20 protein-coding genes are annotated in these 23,256 nt (G+C 55.2%); 10 read left to right on the forward strand and 10 right to left on the reverse strand.

Annotated features, from left to right (window positions below; all coding sequences use genetic code 11):
* Positions 1–246 precede the first annotated feature (246 nt).
* From ACR0JX_RS11195 to ACR0JX_RS11225, 7 genes are all read right to left on the reverse strand, one after another.
* Positions 247–1,677, reverse strand: a complete 1,431-nt coding sequence (locus ACR0JX_RS11195) for an NAD-dependent succinate-semialdehyde dehydrogenase (protein ID WP_480543881.1) — start codon at positions 1,675–1,677, stop codon at positions 247–249.
* 16 nt (positions 1,678–1,693) lie between these two features.
* Entirely contained in the window at positions 1,694–2,728 is a 1,035-nt protein-coding gene (locus tag ACR0JX_RS11200; RefSeq protein WP_480543882.1) for a biotin/lipoyl-containing protein, read from the reverse strand.
* Positions 2,718–3,713, reverse strand: coding sequence for an alpha-ketoacid dehydrogenase subunit beta (locus ACR0JX_RS11205; RefSeq protein ID WP_480543883.1), 996 nt, complete (start codon positions 3,711–3,713; stop codon positions 2,718–2,720). Before ACR0JX_RS11205 ends, ACR0JX_RS11200 begins: the two co-directional genes overlap by 11 nt.
* A gap of 10 nt (positions 3,714–3,723) precedes the next feature.
* Positions 3,724–4,719, reverse strand: coding sequence for a thiamine pyrophosphate-dependent dehydrogenase E1 component subunit alpha (locus tag ACR0JX_RS11210; RefSeq protein ID WP_480543884.1), 996 nt, complete (start codon positions 4,717–4,719; stop codon positions 3,724–3,726).
* 55 nt (positions 4,720–4,774) lie between these two features.
* Positions 4,775–6,073: a M24 family metallopeptidase gene (locus ACR0JX_RS11215; RefSeq protein ID WP_480543885.1), complete on the reverse strand. Its 1,299-nt coding sequence runs from the start codon at positions 6,071–6,073 to the stop codon at positions 4,775–4,777.
* Between the two features lie 63 nt (positions 6,074–6,136).
* Entirely contained in the window at positions 6,137–6,946 is an 810-nt protein-coding gene (locus ACR0JX_RS11220; protein WP_480543886.1) for an SDR family NAD(P)-dependent oxidoreductase, read from the reverse strand.
* An 18-nt stretch (positions 6,947–6,964) separates the two neighbouring features.
* Positions 6,965–8,794: an extracellular solute-binding protein gene (locus tag ACR0JX_RS11225; protein WP_480543887.1), complete on the reverse strand. Its 1,830-nt coding sequence runs from the start codon at positions 8,792–8,794 to the stop codon at positions 6,965–6,967.
* 216 nt (positions 8,795–9,010) lie between these two features.
* Between ACR0JX_RS11225 and ACR0JX_RS11230 the strand changes: the two genes are divergently transcribed.
* The 9 genes from ACR0JX_RS11230 to ACR0JX_RS11270 all read left to right on the forward strand — a co-directional run bounded on the left by ACR0JX_RS11230 (position 9,011) and on the right by ACR0JX_RS11270 (position 18,073).
* Positions 9,011–9,967, forward strand: coding sequence for a sugar ABC transporter substrate-binding protein (locus ACR0JX_RS11230; protein ID WP_480543888.1), 957 nt, complete (start codon positions 9,011–9,013; stop codon positions 9,965–9,967).
* Between the two features lie 73 nt (positions 9,968–10,040).
* Complete coding sequence (locus ACR0JX_RS11235) at positions 10,041–10,838, forward strand: SDR family oxidoreductase (protein ID WP_475163982.1); 798 nt, start codon at positions 10,041–10,043, stop codon at positions 10,836–10,838.
* A 68-nt stretch (positions 10,839–10,906) separates the two neighbouring features.
* Positions 10,907–11,881, forward strand: coding sequence for an ABC transporter permease (locus ACR0JX_RS11240; RefSeq protein WP_480543889.1), 975 nt, complete (start codon positions 10,907–10,909; stop codon positions 11,879–11,881).
* 13 nt (positions 11,882–11,894) lie between these two features.
* On the forward strand, positions 11,895–12,896 hold the full coding sequence (locus tag ACR0JX_RS11245; RefSeq protein WP_480543890.1) for an ABC transporter permease: 1,002 nt from the start codon (positions 11,895–11,897) through the stop codon (positions 12,894–12,896).
* Positions 12,893–14,413, forward strand: a complete 1,521-nt coding sequence (locus tag ACR0JX_RS11250; RefSeq protein WP_480543891.1) for a sugar ABC transporter ATP-binding protein — start codon at positions 12,893–12,895, stop codon at positions 14,411–14,413. The genes ACR0JX_RS11245 and ACR0JX_RS11250 overlap by 4 nt, the downstream gene beginning before the upstream one ends.
* Positions 14,413–15,285, forward strand: a complete 873-nt coding sequence (locus tag ACR0JX_RS11255) for an NAD(P)-dependent oxidoreductase (protein ID WP_480543892.1) — start codon at positions 14,413–14,415, stop codon at positions 15,283–15,285. Before ACR0JX_RS11250 ends, ACR0JX_RS11255 begins: the two co-directional genes overlap by 1 nt.
* Complete coding sequence (locus ACR0JX_RS11260; RefSeq protein ID WP_480543893.1) at positions 15,282–15,989, forward strand: ThuA domain-containing protein; 708 nt, start codon at positions 15,282–15,284, stop codon at positions 15,987–15,989. Before ACR0JX_RS11255 ends, ACR0JX_RS11260 begins: the two co-directional genes overlap by 4 nt.
* Before the next feature lie 337 nt (positions 15,990–16,326).
* A complete protein-coding gene (locus tag ACR0JX_RS11265; protein ID WP_480543894.1) occupies positions 16,327–16,974 on the forward strand; it encodes an IS6 family transposase in 648 nt (215 codons plus the stop codon).
* Between the two features lie 118 nt (positions 16,975–17,092).
* Positions 17,093–18,073, forward strand: coding sequence for an NAD-dependent epimerase/dehydratase family protein (locus ACR0JX_RS11270; protein ID WP_480543895.1), 981 nt, complete (start codon positions 17,093–17,095; stop codon positions 18,071–18,073).
* A gap of 13 nt (positions 18,074–18,086) precedes the next feature.
* Here ACR0JX_RS11270 and ACR0JX_RS11275 read toward each other — a convergent pair whose 3' ends face one another.
* Complete coding sequence (locus tag ACR0JX_RS11275; RefSeq protein WP_480543896.1) at positions 18,087–19,523, reverse strand: hypothetical protein; 1,437 nt, start codon at positions 19,521–19,523, stop codon at positions 18,087–18,089.
* On the opposite strand from ACR0JX_RS11275, the gene ACR0JX_RS11280 reads away from it, so the two are divergent.
* Positions 19,503–20,900, forward strand: a complete 1,398-nt coding sequence (locus ACR0JX_RS11280; protein ID WP_480543897.1) for a hypothetical protein — start codon at positions 19,503–19,505, stop codon at positions 20,898–20,900. The genes ACR0JX_RS11275 and ACR0JX_RS11280 overlap by 21 nt on opposite strands.
* 2 nt (positions 20,901–20,902) lie before the next feature.
* Here the strand turns inward: ACR0JX_RS11280 and ACR0JX_RS11285 are convergent, their stop codons facing one another.
* Positions 20,903–21,700, reverse strand: a complete 798-nt coding sequence (locus tag ACR0JX_RS11285; protein WP_480543898.1) for an FkbM family methyltransferase — start codon at positions 21,698–21,700, stop codon at positions 20,903–20,905.
* A 61-nt stretch (positions 21,701–21,761) separates the two neighbouring features.
* Positions 21,762–23,240 carry a glycosyltransferase gene (locus tag ACR0JX_RS11290; protein WP_480543899.1) on the reverse strand — a complete coding sequence of 493 codons (1,479 nt, stop codon included), beginning with the start codon at positions 23,238–23,240 and terminating at the stop codon, positions 21,762–21,764.
* Positions 23,241–23,256 lie beyond the last annotated feature (16 nt).

Genomic DNA, 23,256 nt, shown 5'->3' on the forward strand with positions numbered 1-23,256 from the left:
GGCGAAACGTTGAGTGGCACCCTGCAGCAAGTCCTGTGGAAACATTGCAATTAAGGGTACAACTTTGCCCCAAAATCGCTCTCAATCCGCAGATTCTGGTATATTAGGATACAGTGGCAGCGATTGTGATGTTTCCATGATCGCAAGCGTCTGGGATCTGGATCTCACCCTAGCCTGTTATTCCAAGGGTGGGTCACGTTCGGTGGTTTCGATTTCCGGGCTTTACTCAGCTTGAAAATTCCAAAATCACCAACTGGCCGAGATATACTGAGTTTCCATGAATTCCAGCATACCCTCGTGGCCGCCTTCGCGTCCGAGGCCTGATTGTTTAACACCGCCAAACGGTGCTGCCGGATCGCTTACCAGTCCTCGATTCAGGCCAACCATGCCGTATTCCAGTCGTTCACACACCTGTAATGCGCGTTTGAAGTCATCCGAGAACACATAGGCCACAAGGCCGTATTCCGTGTTGTTTGCCCGGCGGATCACATCCTCTTGGTCAGTGAAGGTCTGTATGGCGGCGACTGGCCCGAAAATCTCATCATGCAGGCAATCGGCGCTTTCCGGCACGTTGGAGAGGACGGTCGGCGGGTAAAAGAAACCGGTCCCGTCAGGCGTGGCACCACCACATTCAACACGGGCCCCTTTTGCGACCGCATCGGCGACAAACCCGGCCACCTTGTCACGCGTGTCAGAGTTGACCAATGGGCCGACATCAACGGAAGGGTCGGTGCCATCGCCGACTTTCAAGGCGGACATTTCATCAGATAGGCGCTTCGTAAACTCCTCGGCGCGGGAGACGTGGACATAAATGCGGTTGGCGGCCGTGCATGCCTCACCCAGATTGCGCATCTTGGCCAACATCGTGCCTTCGATTGCAGTTTCCATGTCGGCATCTTCCAGAACGATGACCGGGGCGTTGCCGCCAAGCTCCATCGCGGGTTTCAGCACTTGATCTGCCGCGCCTTTCAAAAGCTTTCGGCCCACACCAGTAGAGCCGGTAAAACTCACAACGCGCACGCGCGGATCATGCATCATGTGATCCACCAAGGCGCCAGTGCGCCGTGATGGTAGCACGTTGACCAAACCGGGTGGAACGCCGGCCTCTTCCAACAAAGGCATCAATGCCAGCATGGTCAGCGGGGTTTCCGAGGCGGGTTTGATAGTGACGGCACAACCGGCCGCTAGGGCCGGGGCGATCTTGCGCGTGCCCATGGCGGCGGGATAATTCCAGGGCGTCACCAACACAGCCAAGCCTGCGGGCTTATGCTGCACCAGGATCCGCGCACCCGAACTGGGCGCGTGAGTAATCATGCCGTCCGAGCGCACCGCTTCCTCGGCAAACCAGCGAAAGAATTCTGCGGCATAAGTTGCTTCACCCATTGCGTCCGCGCGTGCCTTGCCGTTTTCCAAAGTGATCAAATGGGCAAACTCTTCCAGGCGATCTGTCATCAGCTCCCAAGCATTGCGCAGAACCTCAGAGCGTGCGCGGGGCGTTCGCGCGGCCCAATCTGCCATCGCCGCTTCGGCAGCATCCAACGCGGTATCTGCATCTGCGATTTCGGCTGACGCGACTGATGCAATCACCTCTTCGGTTGCTGGATTGACTACGTCAAATCGTTGATCTGCAGCGCCGGCGTGCCACTGACCATTGATGTATAGATCGGTGTTTTTCATGGTGTGTCCGTTCAAGTCATATCAAATATTGCAAAGGGTCGGCCAATCGTTCGGCAAAGCCTGAAATCAGCGCGATTGCGGCCTCGCTCTCCAACTGGTCCGACGTGAATTCAAGGCTGAGGCGCAACATTTCTCTGTCTCTTGCGACGCTCAGAACCGGTGTGTCAGGGGAACCTATTCGCAACCCGGTGATGGGGCTGTCCGTCATGTCTCTCAAAACCAGATCCGCGTGACTATCCGGCACCTCCATCTGATGGAGCAAGCGCGTTTTGTCAGGGTTCTTCAGAACTGCGGTTACGCCGGTCAGATTCGAAAGTGCGATTACCAGATCCACTGTGTCTGGCATCGCAGAACGCAGTGCTCCCGAGGCGAAACTGGCCCACAGCGCGGTTGGTGCAATGGTTATTCCGCCGTCTTCCAGCATCCAGTTGAGGAAGTCATCCGTGCCGGTTCGTGGTACACATGCTGTGATCTGAGAAAGATGGGCCGAAGTGGCTGCGTTGCTGCCGGTTTTGGGTAACGTTCGAAGCACCTCGATGTCGGCGATATGATAAGGCTGTGGATGCCCGGCCAATACCAGCCGGTTCAGATCCAAACCAGCTTCGTGGGCAAGGCGGCGCGCTTTGGGCGAGGCGAGAATGCGTTCGTTCTCTGCGACCGGTGCGACGGCGATGTTTGTGTTTTGACGCGACCCAACGGGTGGATCAGCGACCTTGTGTGTTGGGATCGCGGCCGCTGGTTCTGCGTCGACCTTTTCCGCGACTTGGGTGTCAATGAAGTCGCTGGGGTCCTGCGTAAGCCCTTCACCCTCGGCAGTATCCGAAATCAGGGCGATGATCTGACCCACTGGTACTTCTGCACCTGCTTCGGCTTTGAGATCGGTCAAAAACCCATCCGCAGGTGCCTCTACTTCCATAGTCGATTTGTCGGTTTCCACTTCGAAGAGCGGATCGCCCAAGCTAACCGCCTCGCCCGGCGCTTTCAGCCAGTTGACCAAAAGACCCGTGTCCTGCGCCATGCCAAGGGCCGGCATGATCACCTCATGGGGCATGAAACATGTCCCCCGCCATAAGCCTGCGGGCGTTTGCGGCAACACCTTCCGGGGTTGGAACAGTAATGTCCTCCAGTGCGGGCGAGAACGGGACGGGCACGTCCATGGCCCCCATCCTCAGCACAGGTGCATCAAGGTAGTAGAACGCTTTTTCATTGATACGGCTGGCTATTTCACCCGTCACACCATAGCTCTGGTGCCCTTCATCCACGACAATCACACGGCTCGTCTTGCGGGCAGAGGCAAGTAGCGTTTCTTCGTCCAATGGAACAATTGTACGTGGATCAATCACCTCGGCTGAGATCCCTTCGGTTAATAGTATTTCAGCGGCCTTCTCACAAACCTGAACCATCGAAGACGTGCCGATCAACGTAATGTCTGTGCCATGGCGTTTGACATGGGCCTCACCAAAGGGAATGAGGAACTCTTCCTCAGGGACCGGTGCCTTGTCGTTGTACATCAGCTTGTCTTCGAAAATCACAACCGGGTTTTCGTCGCGGATTGCGGTCTTTAGCAGTCCCTTGGCCTCGTAGGCCGAAGAAGGTAACGCCACTTTCAAACCCGGAATGTGGGCCACAAGCGCATGCAAGGATTGGGAGTGTTGCGCAGCGGATCGTCGAGTCGCGCCCAGATTTGTGCGCAGGACCAACGGCGCGTTCATTTTACCGCCAGACATGTAGTGGATCTTGGCCGCCTGATTGCAGAGCTGGTCCATGACCAGAAAGATAAAATCGCCAAACATCAGATCAACGATCGGACGGGTGCCGGTCATGGAGGCACCGACCGCAAGCCCCATGAACCCTGGTTCCGCAATTGGGGTGTCGACCACGCGATCGGTGCCGAATTCTTCGACCAGCCCGGAAAGGATCTTAAAAGGAGTTCCTGCTTCGGCAACATCCTCACCGATGACGAATGTATTGGGATCGCGACGCATTTCTTCGGCAAGCGCTTCGTTGACGGCCTGAGACAGAGTAATTTCTCGCATATTTCGCTCCTCAGGCCAGCGCGTGTTTGACGTCGGTGAACACATGCATGTCGACTTCGGCGGCGTCTGGATAATCTGCGTTCAGGGCGTATTCGACGGCGGCGGTAGCTTCGGATTTGATGTCAGCGTTCATGGCCTCAATCTCGTCCTCCGATGCAATACCTTCTGCAACAAGCCAGGATCGGAACCGCGTGATCGGATCGCTGTTATCCTTCCAGTGCTTTTCTTCTTCTTTCGACCGGTAATATTCGCGATTGATATCGCCCACGTGGTGGCCGTGGTAGCGATAAGTCATCAGTTCGATGAAGAACGGACCTTCGCCCTTGCGAGCGCGTGCGACCAATTTCTCGGTCAGTTCATTCACGGCCAGCACATCTTGTCCGTCGACCTGGTGAGCCTCAATGCCAAAGGCTTCGGCGCGTGCAGTGATGATGCCTGCCGCGATTTCGTCCGTGCGGGTGTATTCTGAATACCCGTTGTTTTCGCAGGCATAAATCACCGGCAACTTCCACAAGGCGGCCATGTTCATGACCTCGTACATCAGCCCCTGAGCGGTGGCCCCATCGCCAAAGAAACAGACGGTGACGTCATCCTTGCCTAACAGTTTGGCAGAAAAGGCAGCCCCTGTTGCGATACCCATCGACCCGCCAACAATCGCGTTTGCACCAAGGTTGCCATTGGACTGATCCGCGATATGCATCGACCCGCCTTTGCCACGGCAATAGCCTTCTTCCTTGCCCAGCAACTCGCAGAACATTTCCTTGAAATCGGCGCCTTTGGCTACGCAATGGCCGTGGCCACGGTGGGTCGAGGTAATTTTGTCGGTGACCCGCAAAGCTTCGCAAATACCAACTGCCACGGCCTCTTCACCGGAATACATATGGGTCAGCCCCGGCATCTTGGCCGACAGGTACAACTGGTTTGCGTTGTCTTCGAATGTTCGGATGCGAACCATCTGGGTGTACATCCGCAGATAGTCCAGAGTGTTGGTTTTTGCGGCGCTCATGGCAAACTTTCCTAAGGAGTGAACGCCGACCCCTTGGGGGCCGGTTGGATAGGCGTCAGTAGCGGTTGGCGATTGGCAGGTCCTCAGCCGGGAAAAGGCTGATCACCTCGCAACCGGTTTCGGTGACCACGACCTCTTCCTCGATCCTCGCGGCAGAGTATCCGTCTGTAGCCGGACAATAGGTTTCAAGCGCGAAAACCATTCCCGTCTTGATCTCCATCGGATGTTCAAGGCTGACAGCGCGGCTGATGATCGGCCGTTCATGCAGCGCCAGGCCCAAACCGTGACCAAACTGAAGGCCAAAGGCAGACGCTTCGTCGGGAAAGCCGAACTCCTCGGCTTTTGGCCAAACTTCCGCCACCTTGTCGGTGCTGACCCCCGGTTTGATCATCGAAATCGATGCATCGATCCATTCGCGCGCCTTCACATAGGCGTCGTTCTGGGACGGCGTGGACCGGCCTATGTTGAAGGTCCGATAGTAACAGGTGCGATACCCCTGATAGGATTGCAGAATATCGAAGAATGCCTGATCACCGGGTCGGAACAGCCTGTCGGTGAAGTTGTGCGGGTGCGGGTTGCAGCGTTCGCCGGAAATGGCGTTGATCGCCTCGACATCGTCGCTGCCCATCTCATAAAGCATCTTGTTGGACAGCGCGACGATGTCGTTTTCACGCACGCCCGGTTTCAGCTCTTCGTAAATCATGTGATAGACGCCATCGACCATCGAAGCAGCTTGCGTCAGTAGCTGGATTTCATCCCAGTTCTTGATTTCGCGTGCTGCCAACATGATTTGTTGGCCGTCGACGACGTTGATGCCCTCAGCCTTGAGCGCTTCGAACATCGCCGTTTCTGCATAGTCCACTCCAACCGGCATATCCCCCATTCCTGCGTCGCGGATAAGTCCGGCGATTTCCTTGGCATATTTGCGCATCAATCCAAACTCGGGCGGGATAGTGCCCCGCATGCCAACAACTCCGGCGCGGCAATGATCTGGCACCAGCCAATCCGAGTATTTTTTGTGATGTATCGCGGCGGACCCGAAATCCCAGACATAGGGCGCGTCGTCGCCGGTCAGCAGGCAGAACCGGCACATCTTGTCGCGTTCCCATTCCCCGATTTTGGTGGCCGAAACGTAGCGAATATTGTTCACATCAAAGAGGAGGAGTGTGCCCGCATTCGAAGCTTTTAGTGCCTGACGCGTGCGTGCCAGGCGATATCGGCGCAGGCGGTCATGATCAATTCGACGCTCAAAGTCGACGGATGTATGACCCCATGCGGGCAATCGCCCTTCCCATTGCCAGTTGGGTTCAAGATCCTGCGGCGTAAGCAGGTTAGGCATGAGTGCTCTGGACATGACGGCTCCTTCGGGTGGTCGCACCACCGGTGTGTTGTGTAGTGTCTGCGCGGTGTTGCTGCGTTACTGAATGCACCAGCCGCCATCGATGTGAATCATCTGGCCGGTCATATAGTCGCTGTCATCGCTGGCCAGGAACGACGCGGTACCGACGATGTCATTGGGGTAAGAGACCCGTTTTACTTGAAGCGCATCACGGACGATGTCTTCATATGCTTGGCCCTCGCGTTCCTTAAAACCGATATCGACCAGATCCTTGTCGAGCTGCTCCCAGAGTGGGGTTACAACCACGCCCGGCGCATATCCGTTGACCGTGATGTTGTGCTCGGAAAGCGCAACGGCACCGCAATGGGTCAGGGCCAGACAGCCATACTTCGAGGTGCAATAAACCGTCACATCCACAAGTGGTTTGCGTGAGGCGATCGAGCCGACGTTGATGATCTTGTAAGGATGTTCCTCCATCGGGCCTTGCTTGATCATCTGACGCGCGGTTTCCTGCATACCCAACCACATCGCCTTGGTGTTGACGTTCATGATCATTTCCCAGTTGTCTTCATCGATATCCATGAAGAACCGGGGTTTGTTCAGGCCCGCGTTGAACAGACCCACGTTGATGCTGCCAAAGGCGTCGACGGTTGCGGCAACGGCCCCCGCATTGTCTTCGCGCTTGGTCACGTCCATTTTTACCGCGATTGCGCTGCCGTTGCCGTTGGCATTGATGCCATCCGCAACTTTCTGCGCCTCTGCGTGATCAATGTCCCCAATGCAGATGTTTGCACCCTGAGACGCAAAGCACTCGGCGTTCGCCTGTCCCATGCCGCGAGCGGCACCAGTAATCAGAATGTTCTTACCTTTCAGGCGATTGGGGTCCATGATCTTCTCCTTGGGGTTCTATCTTCGGCGCTTGCCACTTAGCGTTTCGTCAGCACGATCCTGCGCACGGCGCAGAGCTTCTTTTGGGGGTATGATCCCGCGCAGCATGTCGTGAAGTTCCTCTCCACAGATGCGAATGACATCGCTGATCTCAGGTACGGGTGGGCGTGGCCAGAATTGCAGCTCATCTCGCCAGGACATGGCGTCAACTGCTTCGAAAATCGGCGACGATCGTTGTACTTCGGGGTCGGCACCAACTGAATAACGCGGGTTGGTCCGGCTGCCGTTCTGGACGTACAGCTTTTGAGCCTCTGGAGACGTGAAGACCCGTAACGCTTCTGCTGCTGCGGCACGACGCTCGACCGGCAGGTTGGAAGGGATGCCCATAACATACCCGCCGACCGGTGCTACTTGAGTGGCGCCACGTCCTGCAGGATGTGGAAGGAAACCGGTCTGCCCGTGTGCGGGCGAAGACGGATCGCTTTCGAAATAAGGCGCCAACAGCGTGTAGCCGTATGCCATCGCGACCTTGCCTGCGGCAAAGGGACGGATACGTTCGTACCACGACATAGACAAAATGTCGGGCGGTGAGTACTTGAGTAGCTCCATCAGATACTCGGCAGCACTTAGCCCCACGGCCGTGTCGATAGTGAATTGATAGGCATCTTGATGCAGGTCTTCGGTGTCAAAACCGCCGGCGATCTCTTTTAGATCAACGATCGGCTGCCCGAAATCTGAAAGCGTCGTCAGGAATGTATGTCCGAGCGCTGTCCCACGTGCCGCGTTCCAAGCTATGCCATATCGCCCGTGCTGCGGATCGTGGAAAGCCTTTGCCGCAGTCAGAAGTTCATCCGTCGTTGCAGGTGGTTCCAGCCCCGCATCGGCAAACTGATCGCGCCGATAGAACAAAAGCTCTGGTGTGGTTTGCGCCGGGACACCATAGGCCTTACCGCCCCAATGTGCCGCTTTCCAGCCTGCGGTATGGAAGTCGGCCGGATCCAGCACTGCCAAATCCATCACTTTCTCTAACGGCAGCAACACGTCTTTTTCAACAAACTCACCGATCCAAGGAAGATCGACTGCGATAATGTCATATCGGCTGGTTGGGCGTTCCGCGTTTTTGAGCGCTTCTTCCCGCAAGCGATCAATTGAAAAGGCGCGTTGCTGGATCTGTGATCCGATCACTTGTTCAAATTGCCGCTTGAGCGTTTCCATCACCATGAAGGTCGGGTCACCATGCACCAGAACGCGAACCCCACCAGCCAGTTTCAGGGGTTCACCTAGAACTTGCAGCGGTGGTATCGACTTGGTCGCCATGTAAGATCCGCCAAAATAATAGTCGGTGGACTCTGCCCGCTCTTCGTTTGTTCCAAATTCGATTTCGGCCAGGCGCCGGATGCGGGTGGACAGCTGCATCCATCCCTCAAGAAGATGTTCGCTGGGATGAAGCGAGAAGCTTTTGCCGGAACTGGTGCGCGGGCGCTGTTCGATCAGGCCTGTTTCGATCATTTCCTTCACGCGGCGCGACGCAGTGGCATATGGAATGTGCGACGCCGATATGAGAGACGTCGGGGTGACGGTTTTACCCTCAATGTGATTTCGGATCAGGAAAAGAGACATCAGAAAAAACGGGTTCGGGGCAAAGACCTCGATCACATCTTCCAGCTCTTCGCAAAAGCTTTCCAGAAACGAAACAACCTGAAGCATTTCGGTCTTGTCCTGATAAAAACCTTGCTGAAATGTCGAAGCTGAGCCGTCCATGGGTTTGTACCGCTTTGCACCCTGATCATGAGTTTGGGCCGAGTCTGGCGCTGGATTGTTCGATTTGGACAAATTCGATTCGCTCATATTGCCCTCCCTTTCAAAATGTTCAGAATGATCTTGGTGCAGTATCGCTTAGATATCCGTTCTGGATACCACGATTCTCAATTTGGATACTTTCGGGGGGTCTTAGCGCGGAAGTTTTCGCGAACCTGTCAGGGCTAATCCGATCAACGGATGATGATTCCCGCGGAGGAAAGACGGGAGTTGGCAAGACCAAGAATTTACCCGGGAGGAAACCGAATGAATATCCGCAAAACTCTTGTGGCGACCACCGCCCTGGCCCTGACGGCTTTCGGCGGGGCAGCCGTGGCTGATACAATGACCATTGGCATTACGCAGAATAATGTCGGCGTCGACAGCTATCAGACCACATATGAAAAAGCCTTTATCGCAGCCGCCGAGGCGAACAGCGATGTCGACGTTGTCGTTCTGGATGCAGGAGGTGACGTAGCCCGTCAGATTGCACAAATGGAGGACCTGATCCAACAGGAAGTGGATGCCATCATCATCTGGCCAACCAATGGCGAGGCCGTGATCCCTGCGGTACGCAAGGCGCACAAGGCCGGTATCCCCGTTATTGTCACCAACTCAAACATCGCCGAAGCAGGCTTTCCGTTCGTCGCGTCCTTCTCTGGCCCCGACAACATCACACAAGGTTCACGTTCAGCGGAAATCATGTGCGATAAATTCAAGGACATGGGCATCGAAAATGAAGCACGCGTCGTACAGATCTCGGGGCAGCCGGGGTACACTACGGCCATCGAACGCCAAAAGGGTTTTGATGATCGCCTGCCGGAAGTTTGCCCCAATGTGACGCTGGTTGAAACCCAACCTGGGGACTGGAACCGTGAAAAGTCCCAGAAGGTTATGGAAGCTTTCCTTGTGAAATATGATGACATCGATGGGGTCTATTCCGGCGATGACAATATGGGCGTGGGCGCATTGAATGCTGCAAAAGCCGCTGGTCGTGAAGGTATCATCTTTGTTGGTGCCACGAACTTCGCTGTTGGCTACGAAGCTATGGAACGTGGCGAATACTGGGGATCGATCTACCAGTCACCTGTTGACGATGCCGAGGCTGCATTGAAAACAGCGATCGAAACGCTGGAAGGTAAGGAACTGCCGTTCCTGAACTACTTCGACACACCGAAGATCACGCAGGACAACCAAGGCGAGTTTACCAAGCCAGTTTTCTAAGTCTCTCCCCAGATGCGCGGAGCCTACTGGGCTCTGCGCTGCTTCTTCAATTCAATTGAACAGGGAGAAACCCATGGGGCGAGTCTCTGGACGTTCCTGTATTGTCACCGGGGCAGCTCAAGGTATCGGCCGCGCCATTGGCGAGGCGCTGTTAGAACAAGGCGCGGATGTCTGTTTTGCCGACATAAACGGCGACAAGGTGGCAACGGTCGCCGCCGAAAACAGACAGAGAGCCAACAGCCATGGCGGTCAAGTTACCCATGCATCCGTCGACGTGACCAATCGCCAACAGGTCCGTGCGATGATCGAACATACGGTGAGCCTGTTTGGAAAACTGGATGTGAAATTTAACAATGCCGGTGTGAACAAGCCGATGAATTTCCTCGATGTGACAGATGAGAACTGGCATTTCATCATGGGCGTTAATGGGTTGGGATGCATGATAGGCATGCAGGAGGCCGCACGTCAGATGATTGCTCAGGGAACCGGTGGAAAAATCATCAATACCGCATCAATTGCAAGCCGACAGGGGTTCGACAACGTAGCGCCTTATTGCGCCTCAAAATGGGCTGTTGTTTCGCTGACCCAGTCGGGTGCGCGGGATTTGGCAAAGCATGATATTACGGTGACGGGCTTCGCCCCCGGCGTGGTCGCGACGGAAATGTGGGAAGAGGTCGACCGCGACCTGATGGAGATCGGTGCCGCCGAGCGCCCCGGACAGGCGATGGAGGAGTTTTCGGCTGAAATATTGCGCGGACGTGTTGCCCAGCCTGAGGACATCACTGGAACGACAACGTTCCTTGCGTCGCACGATAGCGACTACATGACCGGTCAGATCGTGATGATTGATGGCGGCATGACGCTGGTATGAACACGCTGCGCCCGGTGAGCGCACGAATAAGATAGATGCTCCGGCTTGTCGGAGACGGGGAGAACGGGATGGCGCAACTGAAGAAATCCGACATCGGAGGCATACTGGCCCGGCAAGGTATTCTTGTTGCTTTTGTCGTGTTCATCATCGGATTTACGTTGGCGAACCCCAGATTTCTGGATCCGGACAACATTATGGGCGTGATCCGCTCATCTGCCATTCTGGGTGTCATGGCGCTGGGGGTGACCTTTGTTGTGATCAGCGGTAATCTTGATCTGTCCGTTGGCTCAATGATGTCCTTTTCAACTATTGTTGTCCTGGACCTTCACGACAAAATTGGGCCAACGCTGGCGATCCCTTCGATGTTTGCCATGACAATGTGCCTTGGCGCCCTGATCGGGTTTCTTGTTGGTTACCTGAAACTCAACTCGCTGATTGTGACGCTTGGAATGCTGTCGGCCATCCACGGGCTGACGCTAACCTATTCTGGCGGCAAGAACATGGATATCGCCGACAAGGAAGGCACCTGGTTCAGCGTTTTCGGCCAGGGCGACGCGTTGGGTATTCCTGTTCCAATTCTGTTGTTTGTTCTGTTGGCCGCTTTTCTGGGTATCGTGCTGGCCAAAACCCCTTTTGGCCGCAAGGTCTACGCAGTGGGGGGCAACGGTGTAGCTGCAACCTTTTCCGGTATTCGGCGCGCGCGCGTTGTTTTCGCCTGCTATCTTGCGTCGTCCTTTTGTGTCGCGACCGCCGGTCTTATTCAGGCGAGCCGTTCATTGGGAAGCCAGAACACCGTGGGGCAAGGTCTGGAGCTTGAAGTTTTGGCAGCGGTCATCCTCGGAGGCGCGTCTTTGCTGGGCGGGTCCGGGACAATCTTCAAGACGGTGATTGGCGTTCTGATGCTTGGGTTTATTCAGAACGGGTTACTGCTCGTCGGCCTTCAATTCTACGTTCAATACGTCGTGACCTGGGTGATCATTATCCTGGCAGTATGGCTCGATATTGCGGCCAAGCGCGGCAAACTCTGGTCACCGATCGCGTAAGGGATATGGATACATGCATGCTGGTACTCTGAGCACTTTCCTGAAGCGAGGCGCCATCTGGGGTTTTATCGTTTTCGAGCTGATCTTCTTCAGCGTTGCGGGAGAATATTTGTCACTCAGTGACAAAGCCTTCATGGATCTCGACAACATGCTGCTGTTGTTCAAACAGTCTGCTCCCATCGGGATCATCGCGATGGGTATGACCATCGTCATGATCAATGGCAATATTGACCTAAGCGTCGGAGCTACTTTTGCACTCTGCGCAATTGTCTTGCTGGACAGCCTGACATGGCCTGTCTTTGCAGGTCTCGGGGATTGGGTCATCCCAATCTCGTGGAGCCTTGCGTTGCTGACCGGCATCGTGCTGGGCGCCATTAACGGATTGATTGTCTGGAAAACAGGGGTCGATGCGTTCATCGTGACGCTTGGCTCGATGCTGGGCTATCGTGGTCTGGTGTTCATGTACAATGGCGAGCAGCCGACAAGTCATTTGAACTGGACGTTGGTTGATTTTGCCGAGGCGCAGTTTCTCGGCCTGCATACCGCCACATGGTTTCTTCTGGCGGTTACGCTGGTGATCTGGTTCGTGATGACTCGCACCATCCACGGACGTAATGCCTATGCCATTGGCGACAACCGCGAGGCGGCTGTGAATGCTGGTATCAGGGTAGGTCCACACATGATGGTCAATTTCATGATCATCGGGTTTCTGGCGGCGCTGTCGGCCGTGGTGTTTTACTCCGAAAGCGGATCAGTAAACCCCAATGATGGTGAGTTGTACGAGCTGTGGATTATCACCGCAGTGGTTCTGGGCGGCACTAAGCTGACCGGTGGTGCTGGCTCGGTGATTTCGACCTTTGGTGGTGTGCTGGCGATCCAGCTTTTGCGCAAAGGCTTAGGTCATATCGGCGCAGATACATCAACCGTCAATTTGGTGATCGGTCTGATCCTGATTGCAGTTCTCTACCTCGACAAGCAACTGAACCGCAAAGGTGCAGAGGAGCTGAAGACATGACCGAACGCACGCCCGCCCTGCGCCTTGAAGGGATCGTGAAGACTTTCCCCGGGGTCCGCGCGCTTGATGGCGTTTCCTTTGCGGTCATGCCTGGAGAAGTGCATGCGCTGATGGGCGAAAACGGCGCTGGGAAATCAACACTGATGAAGGTTCTGGGAGGTATCTATCAACCCGATGAAGGCCAGATCCTTATCGAAGAGTCTCCGACTGCCATGACTTCACCTCTGGAAGCCAAGGCTAAGGGTGTTGTGTTCATTCACCAGGAGCTCAGCCTCGCAGACGAATTGTCCGTAGCCGAGAATGTCTATCTCGGTGAGCTGCCGCGTAAGTCTTTCGGGCGGGTCGATTGGGACAAGCTATATGCCGATACAGCAAACATTCTCGATCGGCTAAAGGTCAGTTTTACACCCAAGACCCTCGTGGGAGATCTGTCCATCGCCAACAAGCAAATGGTCGAGATTGCCCGCGCCCTAACGGTCGACGCCAAAGCCGTGATTTTTGACGAACCCACCGCATCACTCACGGACACGGAAAAGGATGTTCTGTTCGAAGTGATCGCCGATCTGAAAGCGCGGGAAGTGGGCATCATCTACATCTCGCACCGGATGGAAGAGATCTTTCGCATTACCGACAGGGTCAGTGTGCTGCGGGACGGGCAGCACACCGGCACTGAGATCACAGCTGAAACAGATGAAGAATCCGTCACCCAGATGATGATTGGGCGAAAGTTGGACTTGTCCCGCAACGTCTCACATCACGAATTGGGGGACGTGGCTTTGGAAGTGCAAAATCTGAGTTGCGGTGATCTGTACGAAAACGTCAGTTTCAAGATCAGACGCGGCGAAGTGGTCGGTTTTTATGGGTTGGTTGGCGCGGGGCGTACCGAGATTGCCGAAACCTTGTTTGGTTTGCGCGATCCATCCACCGGACAAATCCTGCTTGATGGGGAAGTGATACGCATCCACACACCTTCAGACGCGATCGAGCGGGGCATCTCGCTGGTCCCAGAAGACCGCAAAGGTCAGGGGTTGGTATTGGGCATGAACTGCCGGGACAACATGACCCTGCCTCAGGTTGATGATCTCAAGGCTGGTCCGTTTGTGGCCGAAGGGGCCGAGATCTCGATCTTTGATCAATACCGCGACCGGCTGGACATCCGAACGCCCGGTTGGAGGCAACTTGTCGGAAACCTATCAGGCGGAAACCAGCAAAAGATTGTCATCGGAAAATGGCTGTCCATGCACCCCAACGTGCTGATTGTTGATGAACCGACCCGGGGAATCGATGTCGGTAGTAAAGCAGAGATTCACAACCTGATCCGAGATCTTGCCGCGCAGGGATATGCGGTGATCGTCATAAGTTCGGAAATGCCTGAAGTGTTGCACGTCGCGGACCGGATCTACGCTATGTTCCAAGGGCAGATCACACAGGAATTCACGTCTGAAGATGTGACCGAAGATAGTCTGGTTCGGGCTATCTCAGGCATGTCTGACAACGGCACGACGCAGGTCGCGTGATGCGGGTTGGTTTTGCAGGATTGGGGCGCATGGGGCGCCGGATGGCAGCCAACTGTGCCCGGGCAGGGCATGAGGTCACGGTCTGGAACCGCAGCACCGGTCCTGCGCAGGATTTTGCACAGAGTGTTGGCGGCGGAATTGCCAACACTCCTGGAGAATTGTCCCGAGTTTCTGATGTCACGGTCTCGATGCTCGCAGACGATGCAGCCGCACGGGCAGTCTATTTCGGAGATGCAGGTCTGATCTCGGCACCGGGCGCGCAAATATTGATTGAGATGGGCACAATGAGCCCGGCTTTGGTTTCCGAGATTGCAGAGGCTGCCGAGACAGCCGGAAAACGCTTTGTTGATGCGCCGGTTTCCGGGGCGACCAACGCCGCTGAAGATGCTACGCTTCTGATTATGGCAGGCGCTCATGCTTCGCTCGCTCAGACGCTGTCACCCCTGTTTGACGCGATGGGGCGCAAGACCATCTGGTTGGGGCAGGCCGGTGCCGGTGCGGCCATGAAGCTTGCGGTGAATTTGCTGATCCACGGGCTGAACCAGACGGTCTCTGAGGCGCTCTGCCTTACCGAGAGCGCTGGCATAGCCACTGATCTCGCATTTGATGTGATCGAAAACTCTGCGGCTGCGGCGCCGATGTTAAAGTTCCGCCGCCCTATTTATCTGAACGAAGCAAGCCAGGCTGTGACGTTCACAGTTGCGCTGGCACGCAAAGATGTCGCGCTTGCTCTGGATCTGGCGCAGGATGTCGGTGTGCCGATGCCACTGGCCAAAACTACGTTTGAGGTGCTGAAAAATGCCGAAGCACAGGGCTTCGATGCGCGCGACATGGCGTCCATCTTCAACTACATGCGAGGACAATCGGAATGAAAGCCGCACTTTTTGTTGGAGGCTGGAAAGGTCACGCCCCCAAGCAATTCAGCGATTGGTACGGGGCGCTTCTGAAGGACAACGGGTTCGACGTGGATGTCTACGACACGTTGGAGCCTCTGGAAAACCCGGATGAACTGGCCGATCTGGATCTGATCACACCGATCTGGTCATCCGCCAGATCGGGCCACAAAGATAAATACGGGAATATGACAAAATCGCAGGAAGACGGGCTTTTGAAGCTGATCGGGGACGGGTGCGGGCTGGCAGGGTGGCATGGCCATATGGGCGACGCGTTCCGCGACCGGCCCACTTATCACTTTCTGATCGGAGGTCAGTTTGTTGCGCATCCGCCGGGTTGGCCTGATAACCTTCAACCGCGCGAGGATTACATCGATTATGATGTGACCATCTGCAAACCCTATGACCCAATCGTTAAAGGGATCAGAAGCTTTCGTCTGACAACCGAGCAGTATTACATGCTGGTTGATCCCTCTAACGACGTCTTGGCAACGACAACCTTTTCCGGGGACCATCTGTGGTGGATCGAGGGGACAGTCATCCCGGTGGTTTGGAAGCGCCGATGGGATAAGGGTCGCGTTTTCTATTGCTCAATCGGGCATGAGTTGGACGATTTGAAACAGCCTCAGGTCGCTGAGATCATTCGCCGTGGTGCAATTTGGGCCGCTGACGGAAAACCATAGCGCCGCAATACTTTTTTGTGAATTCAAGAAGCAGCTGTTCGTCCTGATCCAACGGTTAACCGTACCCGAGGGGTATCGATGTTCCGCAATCACCCCAAGGTTGCGTCGCTGAAGTTGTTTAAGGACGCGAGAATTATTCCAGAATATCCTCAAATATGTAGCACTCGCGTTCGCCCAAATGCGGAATGACCAAAGGCCTCATCCAAAAACTCCGCACCTCGAAGTATCTGCCCCTATCGCATGCGAGTTTGAGGTTGTGTTGCAAACTTTTGACCATTGACTTTTGTAGCGTCAGCGCCCGTGTGGCGAACGGCACTATCCAATTGAAGTTTGGTCCATGATTTCTTTCAAAAGCGCTCAGTATCCGAAAGACGTGATCTTGTTCGCGGTCTTCTTTTATGTCCGCTACGGTGTTTCCTATCGGGATCTAGAAGAAATCATGGCCGAGCGCGGTGTTTCGGTGGACCACACCACACTGAACCGATGGGTAACACGGTATTCCGGCGCGATCGCTGAAGCAGCGCGTCGCCGAAAAGGGTCATGTGATCGTTACTGGAGAATGGACGAAACTTATATCAAAGTGAAAGGTGCGTGGGTTTACCTCTACCGGGCCGTGGACAAACACTGCAAAACCCCTGATTTCATGCTTTCTCGACGTCGTAACAAACCTGCAGCCACAAACTTCTTTGCTCGAATGTTGGAGATCAACGGCCTTCCGCGAAAGATTGTCATCGACAAAAGCGGCGCAAACACAGCAGGTATCAAAGCCATCAACAAAATGCTGAAGGGCTTTGGATGTCCGATTCCAATCGAGATGGTGAGGCAGAAGTTCCTAAACAACATCGTCGAACAGGATCATCGGTTCATCAAGAGACGCACTCGACCAATGCTGGGGTTCAAAGCTTTCGAATCTGCTACAGCAACCCTCGCTGGAATCGAAGTCGCGAACATGATCCGCAAGGGCCAATTCACGCGCGCGAACTAGGTCATCTCTTTGTCCAATCAAATCAGAAGCGACCCGCGCATCATCACCCTTGCCCGGCGGATCGCAACCTGCAATAGCAATCTGAACCGAGATACTTGATTGCAGAAAGACGGATAGCATGAAAACGGCCCTTGTTTGTGGTGCAGGTGGGTTCATCGGATCGCACCTTGTTAAACGGCTGAAACGGGACGGTTTCTGGGTCCGGGGAGTGGATCTGAAGTATCCTGAGTTCGGGGAATCACATGCAGACGACTTCGTTATTTATGACCTGCGCGGGCGGGCGGAATGCCAAGCGTTGTTCGACTGCAAATTCGACGAAGTGTATCAGTTGGCTGCGGATATGGGCGGGGCCGGATACCTGTTCACCGGCGATAACGACGCCGATATCATGCACAATTCCGCAGCCATCAATCTGAACGTTCTTGATGCATGCAGGCGAGCCGATGCCGGACGCGTGTTCTACAGTTCGTCGGCCTGTGTTTATCCCGAATACAATCAGGAAGATACAGCCGCCCCGGTCACTCGAGAAGACAGTGTCTACCCAGCCTTGCCGGACAGTGAATATGGGTGGGAGAAACTGTTTTCCGAGCGCCTGTTCCTGAGCTTTAGCCGCAATCACGGCATGGAATGCCGGATCGCCCGATATCACAACATATTTGGCCCGGAAGGCACCTGGACCGGGGGGAAAGAGAAAGCCCCCGCCGCGATGTGCCGCAAGGTGGCTGAAGCCGAGGATGGTGGCACGATCGAAATCTGGGGTGATGGCAAACAGACGCGCTCGTTCCTGTATGTAGACGACTGTGTTGAAGCCACTGTCCGTCTGACCCGCAGTGATACATTTGCCGGGCCGGTCAATATTGGTTCGGAACAGATGGTCTCAATAAATGATCTGGCGAAGATGGTTGCCGGAATTGCCGGCAAGACCCTGCATATCCGCAACGTGCCCGGGCCCGAGGGCGTGCGCGGCCGCAATTCCCACAATGAACTGATCCGGAAAGAGCTGAATTGGGAACCGGTGACGGATCTTGCCGCCGGTCTGGCCCGAACATACCCGTGGGTGCGCAGTCAGCTAGAGCACGCCATGGCCGTCACCGCCTGACCACAGCCGACGGTCAGATCCGGGTCCAGAAAATATCGGCCCAAGGGTGATCCGGATCGCCCTTGGCTGCCAGATCCCGGCGCCAGATGCGCACGTGATAGGCCGAGATCAACGCACCCGCATCCAGCCCGATCCGAGTTTCAAGACGCCCCGACCCTGACTCGGGCACATCGAAGTCAATGCGGGCGGTGCCGATTGTTTCCGGTTGAGCTAGAATCGCGCATTGCCCCAGTACATCGCCATCAAAAACCGAGGCTTCAAAGATGCCGATCTGCCCTTTCTGCTCGGGCAGGGTGAGATAGGAAAACTCCACCGCATAGGGGCCGGGAGCGTCGATGGGCACATAAGGCCCATAGATCATGTGACCCGGCTGCCCGTCGGAAATTACCCCACCCAGATCGTGTCTGAAATCCCGGGTCTGCGGCATGTCCGTGCATTGAAACATATGCCGTCGCAGATCAGGTTTGCCCGCCAGCACCACTTTTTGCCGGGTCTGCAGATAATCCGACCACAATGGATGTTGTGTCTGACTCGAACTCGGGAACACCAGAAGATAATCGGAGACTATCTGGGTATGAGCCCAGTTCCGCTCGGAGCAAGCCAGCCCGACATAAAGGTCACCGTTATGGATGAAAAAACAGGTTGGATCTATGATGCCATATCCCAGCTCGACAAAAGACTGGAATAGTTCAGTGAAGATGATGTCGATATGCAGATCATCATCCAGTGACCAAAAAAACGGTGTATGATGGACCCGGTTTGCAGTGGTGCGGCCCAGCCCCACAATGTCATTGCCCAGAGCCATTGCGTTGGCGCCGCCACGAAACAACGGGAACGGTTGATAGGATGCAGTGAGTTTGAAATCGAGCTCACGCTCGGCAACACAGATCGCGTGGCCGGACGTGGTATCAATCTTCAGCACCCGTATGGGGGCCAGCTGATGAACAGCAAACAGCTCACCGCCTCTCAGGAAAGGCTGCCAGTTTTTGCCAAAGTCAAAGTCGTCGTCATCCACCGTGATCGGAACACGGCGATCCGCTGCGAAATCATACAAATAGACTTTGGCTGCGGAGAAATAGGTGCCTAAAATCAGGGCAAAGGCCTGTTCCCCGTCGCTGACCACGCGGGGATCGCCGCCAAAACCAAGATCACGCTGTTCGACAATCTGATATCCGTCTTCTGACCGGGTGTACTGGGTCAGTATGATCTGATCGTCGTGAAAGTCGGGCTGCCCGATCCTGTCAAGTGTTGCAGTCATATCCCTTGCGTTCAGCGAATAGAGCGTATCGCGCCAGAATGCGAACGAATAGAAATAGTCGTTATAAGCGCCGAACTTCGCCACGCGGTCGTAGTGCCATACCAGCTGCGCTGGTGTGTTGCGCATGTGCCGGGCAATGGCAGACAGGGATTGCAGCGCGCTGCAGCCGAGATGTCCTACAAGATCGTTCAAGGTCCAGGCCTTCGCGCTGTTGCGTCTGCCCGGCATTTAGCAGAAATAGGTGGCGAAGGTAAATCAGGCCAAGCTATGGGCGTTGAGATCATCTATCAGCAGGCTCGGTTCTCGGCACTGGGTGAGCAGGCCGAGGCCTTTCGTGCCTTTGCGGTGCTTGGCGATGAGGTAATCTCTGTGCATCGCCGATTTCGACTGCACAGAACCGATCAGTTGTTTCAGGGTGGATCCCTGGACAGCGAAGTTGTCCTAACCCGGCGTGTGTTGAGATCAGGCTGGTTCAAGCCTGCGCGAGAAGAAGTGCTGGGACAGGGCATCGATCCCCGAATTGTGTCGGATCGTAGCCGTGCTTTTGTGGTATATGCCGACTACTTGAGTGATGACGGATTTCGCGGGGTGTTCCGCGTGGTCGAACTGCCCTCTCGCCAAAGCCAGGTCTATGAACATACCAACTTCCCGATGGGCAAGAACTGGCAGCCGTTTTTGCGAGATGGCCGATTGTTTGTTTTGCACAGCTTTGCTCCGGCGCGGGTGATCGAACTGTGTCGGGACGGGCGTATCGAACCCGTCACCGAGCTTCAAACCGATTATGATCAACCCGCGCCGCATGATGGCTATTCAATCTATCGTGGCGGATCGAACGGTCAGGCCTGGACCGATGGGGATGTCTATGGCTTTGGTCATTTCACCTATTCCAACTATTGCCACGCCCCGTTCCCATGGCTACTGAAACAAGATGGCAAGGTTCAGTGTGGCGACGCCATGATGTTCCCGACGTTTCGCAAACAGGGTTTTCATCTGCAAGATGTCACCTCATTCTTCATCCATGAGAGACATGCCTATCTGGGTCTGTCGCTCAGCGAGCGTGACTGGTTTCATGCGCAGCGCATGGTGAATGTGCTGTTGCGGATCTCGGAAGATGACCTCGCCAATATGTTTGAAAACCCCGATATCTGGACCGATGATGGGCTAGGTCTGCGTGACACGAAGCGCGTTCAGACGATTTTGCCGGCGGCTCAGGACTTCGATTGCCCGGTCGAGGGCCATCTGGGATCAAGGCACAGTCTGGGTGAACCGGGTTTTGCACTACTGAGCCGGGATGTTCTTGAGACCCGCGCCGGTCGCGCATATCGGCTTGAGGTCACCTATCGTTGCCCCGAGGCTCCAGACCCCAAGATCGGCTTTGCGCGGCTGAGCGGCTATGAAGGCGTGCGGCTTATGCATCCGCCACATATCACCGACCTGCATCAGACAGCGGATGGCGAGGCCACAGCGATCATCGAGTTCACCGCAGATGAGGGGATTGAGCGAAAGCTGAGCATCTGCACCTTTGGTCCGCAGCTGTTCATCCTCAACATCCGGTTGTCCGAGCTGTAGGATCAGATACTCCGCCCTTTAAGCAACACAAGATCGACAAAACCTCGGACCGATCCGTCCAGTAGGTCAGCATTCCAAATCGGCACAACCGATCCGTCATGCTTCAGTTTATAAATGGCAAACCCGGCCTCTTCGATCATGTCGATAAAGGCGCGCGCATCGATAGGCTGGTTTTCATAACGCGCTGGTGAAAACTCCATTACCACAACACATTGATCCGAACGGTCCAGCAAGGGGCGCAGACCTTCCCAGACCTGAGGCTCAAAACCTTCGACATCCATCTTGATGATGTCAGGCGTCAGTCGGCGTCCCAGCGTCTTTTCCAGTTTTGCAACTTCACTATGAGCGGCCACCACCGACAAATCTTCGAACCGGTCCGTTGGCTCGGAAAAGGACGCATCCCCCATGAACTCATCTTTGTGATAGAGCCTCAAGTTCTCGTCGCGGTTTGATAGACCTTTGGGAACGATATGCAGATGGCTGTCAAAGCCGTTCACGTTGGCGGATTTGCGCAATAGATCGACCATGCGCGCCTGTGGCTCGAAAGCCAGAACATATCCGTCTGGCCCGGCATGATGCGCCGCCAGAAGGCTGTAGAAGCCGCAGTTTGCACCAATGTCGAAAAACACTGAGCCGGGTGTAAGAACGGTCTCCAGATACGCGCTGACCCACGGCTCCCACCGGCCATCGGTTAGCAGATGCGGTGTGATGCTGATATCGCGCGTATCGACAAAGATCTTCCGATCAAAATAAGTGTAGGTCAGGGCCGTATAGTCACCCAGATAATGCGAGCGGTTCATGCTGTGACCTCTATCTTCTGCGGCGCGTTACGCGTCCGGATCGATGCGGTGGTGATTGATCTTATTCCGGGTGGGCTGGCCCACTATGTCGGGACTGATTTGAGATCGCAAACAGAAGGTCATCTGCCACATCGGACCAGCTGCGCAACGAGGTCTCTGCGATCTTTTGTTCCAGCGCTTGCCGGTGCTGCTGGTTAAGGAGCTTCTGAATCGAGTCCGCAATACTGTCCACATCCTCGGGCGCGCAATAGGTGACAAGATCACCTCCAACCTCGGGCAAAGACGATGCGCGAGACACAACAGCCGTCTTTCCATAGGCAAGGGATTCGCCAACCGACAGCCCCCACCCTTCGGACAGGCTGACTTGAACCGTGAACAGACATCTTCGATACAGCAGATCAAGCGCCTTGTCAGAAGGGCTGGAAATGATCTTGACAAGCCCGTAGCAATCTCCGGTTCCTTCCAGAAAGCGGACAAAATCATAGGGCATGTGACCGCTGTGACCTGCAAAAACCAAAGTAGGCAGATTGCGATGCCCGGCATCGAACAGTGCCTTCCAAGCCATCGCGATGCGCCGGACGTTTTTGCGGGCCTCGATCGTGCCGACGCACAGAACAAAAGGCTGGCAGAACACCTCGGTAAAGACCCGGTCCTGTCCGTCCAGATCAAAGGCGGCCGGATAGTTGATCGCAAGGTTTCGCCCTGCCGGGTCGTGTTCCAAAGAAACCTGCGTCCCAAGCGGTAGCGGGGCCTGAGCAAGCGGCAGTGTTCTGATCGGTAACCGATGGCCAATCAACTTGATAAAGTGAGACAGTATTTCATGTGTGAAATTGGAATTGGTCAGGAAGAAATCGGAATAGTCGGCTGCCCAGTTCATCCAGTTCCAGAAGCTTCTGGCGGTTTCACCGGACACAAATTCCGAGGTTTCAAGCGGTATCAGATCATGGATCAGATGGTATTTCGTCACCGGCAGATCACGCAAAGCGTTCAGAATGTTCTTTTGCCATTCCTGCGTCACCATATCCAATTGGATCAGATGATCCCCGGGACGGCATACATCCCTAAAGTCGCGACCCCTCAATTGCTCGGGGCTGCGGCGCCGTAGCCTTTTCCACTGAGCACAGTCTATATTCACTTTTCTAAATCTGGCCTCAAACCCCAGCATTGCGGCCAGATCATAGCGCGCGCGATGAAATAGGTACTTGACCGGGCTACGCTGATATCTTCCGAGCACCGCGCCAATCGGGCCATCGAAGGCATCCGTATGAAACAACCGCCACAGGGTCCGCGTATCCAGTGGCCTTCTCTGGGCAATAGCCTCATACGGCGCGCATCGATAAGCGTTTCGAGCCCTGTCGCACCAAGAAAGATACAACCGATCCGTCGGCAGTTCCCCGGCCATCTCAGCCGCGAGAGTTAGAACGACCCTTTGAATGCCGGACAGTGCATCATGGGTTGCAACATGTTCCACCGTCCCCGAGATATCGAGAAAATAGGTAGACCCATCATCGGCGGATTGGCTCTGCGGTATGGAGGTCATTGGCAGACTGCTCTGG

It is taken from the genome of Ruegeria sp. AH7 (genome assembly GCF_056541325.1).

Coding starts and splice junctions, on each gene's coding strand:
- ACR0JX_RS11250 (WP_480543891.1), top strand. CDS start 12,893: ATGACCGAACGCACGCCCGCCCTGCGCCTTGAAGGGATCGTGAAGACT.
- ACR0JX_RS11270 (WP_480543895.1), top strand. CDS start 17,093: ATGAAAACGGCCCTTGTTTGTGGTGCAGGTGGGTTCATCGGATCGCAC.
- ACR0JX_RS11225 (WP_480543887.1), bottom strand. CDS start 8,794: ATGAGCGAATCGAATTTGTCCAAATCGAACAATCCAGCGCCAGACTCG.
- ACR0JX_RS11220 (WP_480543886.1), bottom strand. CDS start 6,946: ATGGACCCCAATCGCCTGAAAGGTAAGAACATTCTGATTACTGGTGCC.
- ACR0JX_RS11210 (WP_480543884.1), bottom strand. CDS start 4,719: ATGAGCGCCGCAAAAACCAACACTCTGGACTATCTGCGGATGTACACC.
- ACR0JX_RS11280 (WP_480543897.1), top strand. CDS start 19,503: ATGTCCTACAAGATCGTTCAAGGTCCAGGCCTTCGCGCTGTTGCGTCT.
- ACR0JX_RS11260 (WP_480543893.1), top strand. CDS start 15,282: ATGAAAGCCGCACTTTTTGTTGGAGGCTGGAAAGGTCACGCCCCCAAG.
- ACR0JX_RS11195 (WP_480543881.1), bottom strand. CDS start 1,677: ATGAAAAACACCGATCTATACATCAATGGTCAGTGGCACGCCGGCGCT.
- ACR0JX_RS11265 (WP_480543894.1), top strand. CDS start 16,327: ATGATTTCTTTCAAAAGCGCTCAGTATCCGAAAGACGTGATCTTGTTC.
- ACR0JX_RS11240 (WP_480543889.1), top strand. CDS start 10,907: ATGGCGCAACTGAAGAAATCCGACATCGGAGGCATACTGGCCCGGCAA.
- ACR0JX_RS11230 (WP_480543888.1), top strand. CDS start 9,011: ATGAATATCCGCAAAACTCTTGTGGCGACCACCGCCCTGGCCCTGACG.
- ACR0JX_RS11215 (WP_480543885.1), bottom strand. CDS start 6,073: ATGTCCAGAGCACTCATGCCTAACCTGCTTACGCCGCAGGATCTTGAA.
- ACR0JX_RS11205 (WP_480543883.1), bottom strand. CDS start 3,713: ATGCGAGAAATTACTCTGTCTCAGGCCGTCAACGAAGCGCTTGCCGAA.
- ACR0JX_RS11285 (WP_480543898.1), bottom strand. CDS start 21,700: ATGAACCGCTCGCATTATCTGGGTGACTATACGGCCCTGACCTACACT.
- ACR0JX_RS11235 (WP_475163982.1), top strand. CDS start 10,041: ATGGGGCGAGTCTCTGGACGTTCCTGTATTGTCACCGGGGCAGCTCAA.
- ACR0JX_RS11290 (WP_480543899.1), bottom strand. CDS start 23,240: ATGACCTCCATACCGCAGAGCCAATCCGCCGATGATGGGTCTACCTAT.
- ACR0JX_RS11245 (WP_480543890.1), top strand. CDS start 11,895: ATGCATGCTGGTACTCTGAGCACTTTCCTGAAGCGAGGCGCCATCTGG.
- ACR0JX_RS11255 (WP_480543892.1), top strand. CDS start 14,413: ATGCGGGTTGGTTTTGCAGGATTGGGGCGCATGGGGCGCCGGATGGCA.
- ACR0JX_RS11200 (WP_480543882.1), bottom strand. CDS start 2,728: ATGCCCCATGAGGTGATCATGCCGGCCCTTGGCATGGCGCAGGACACG.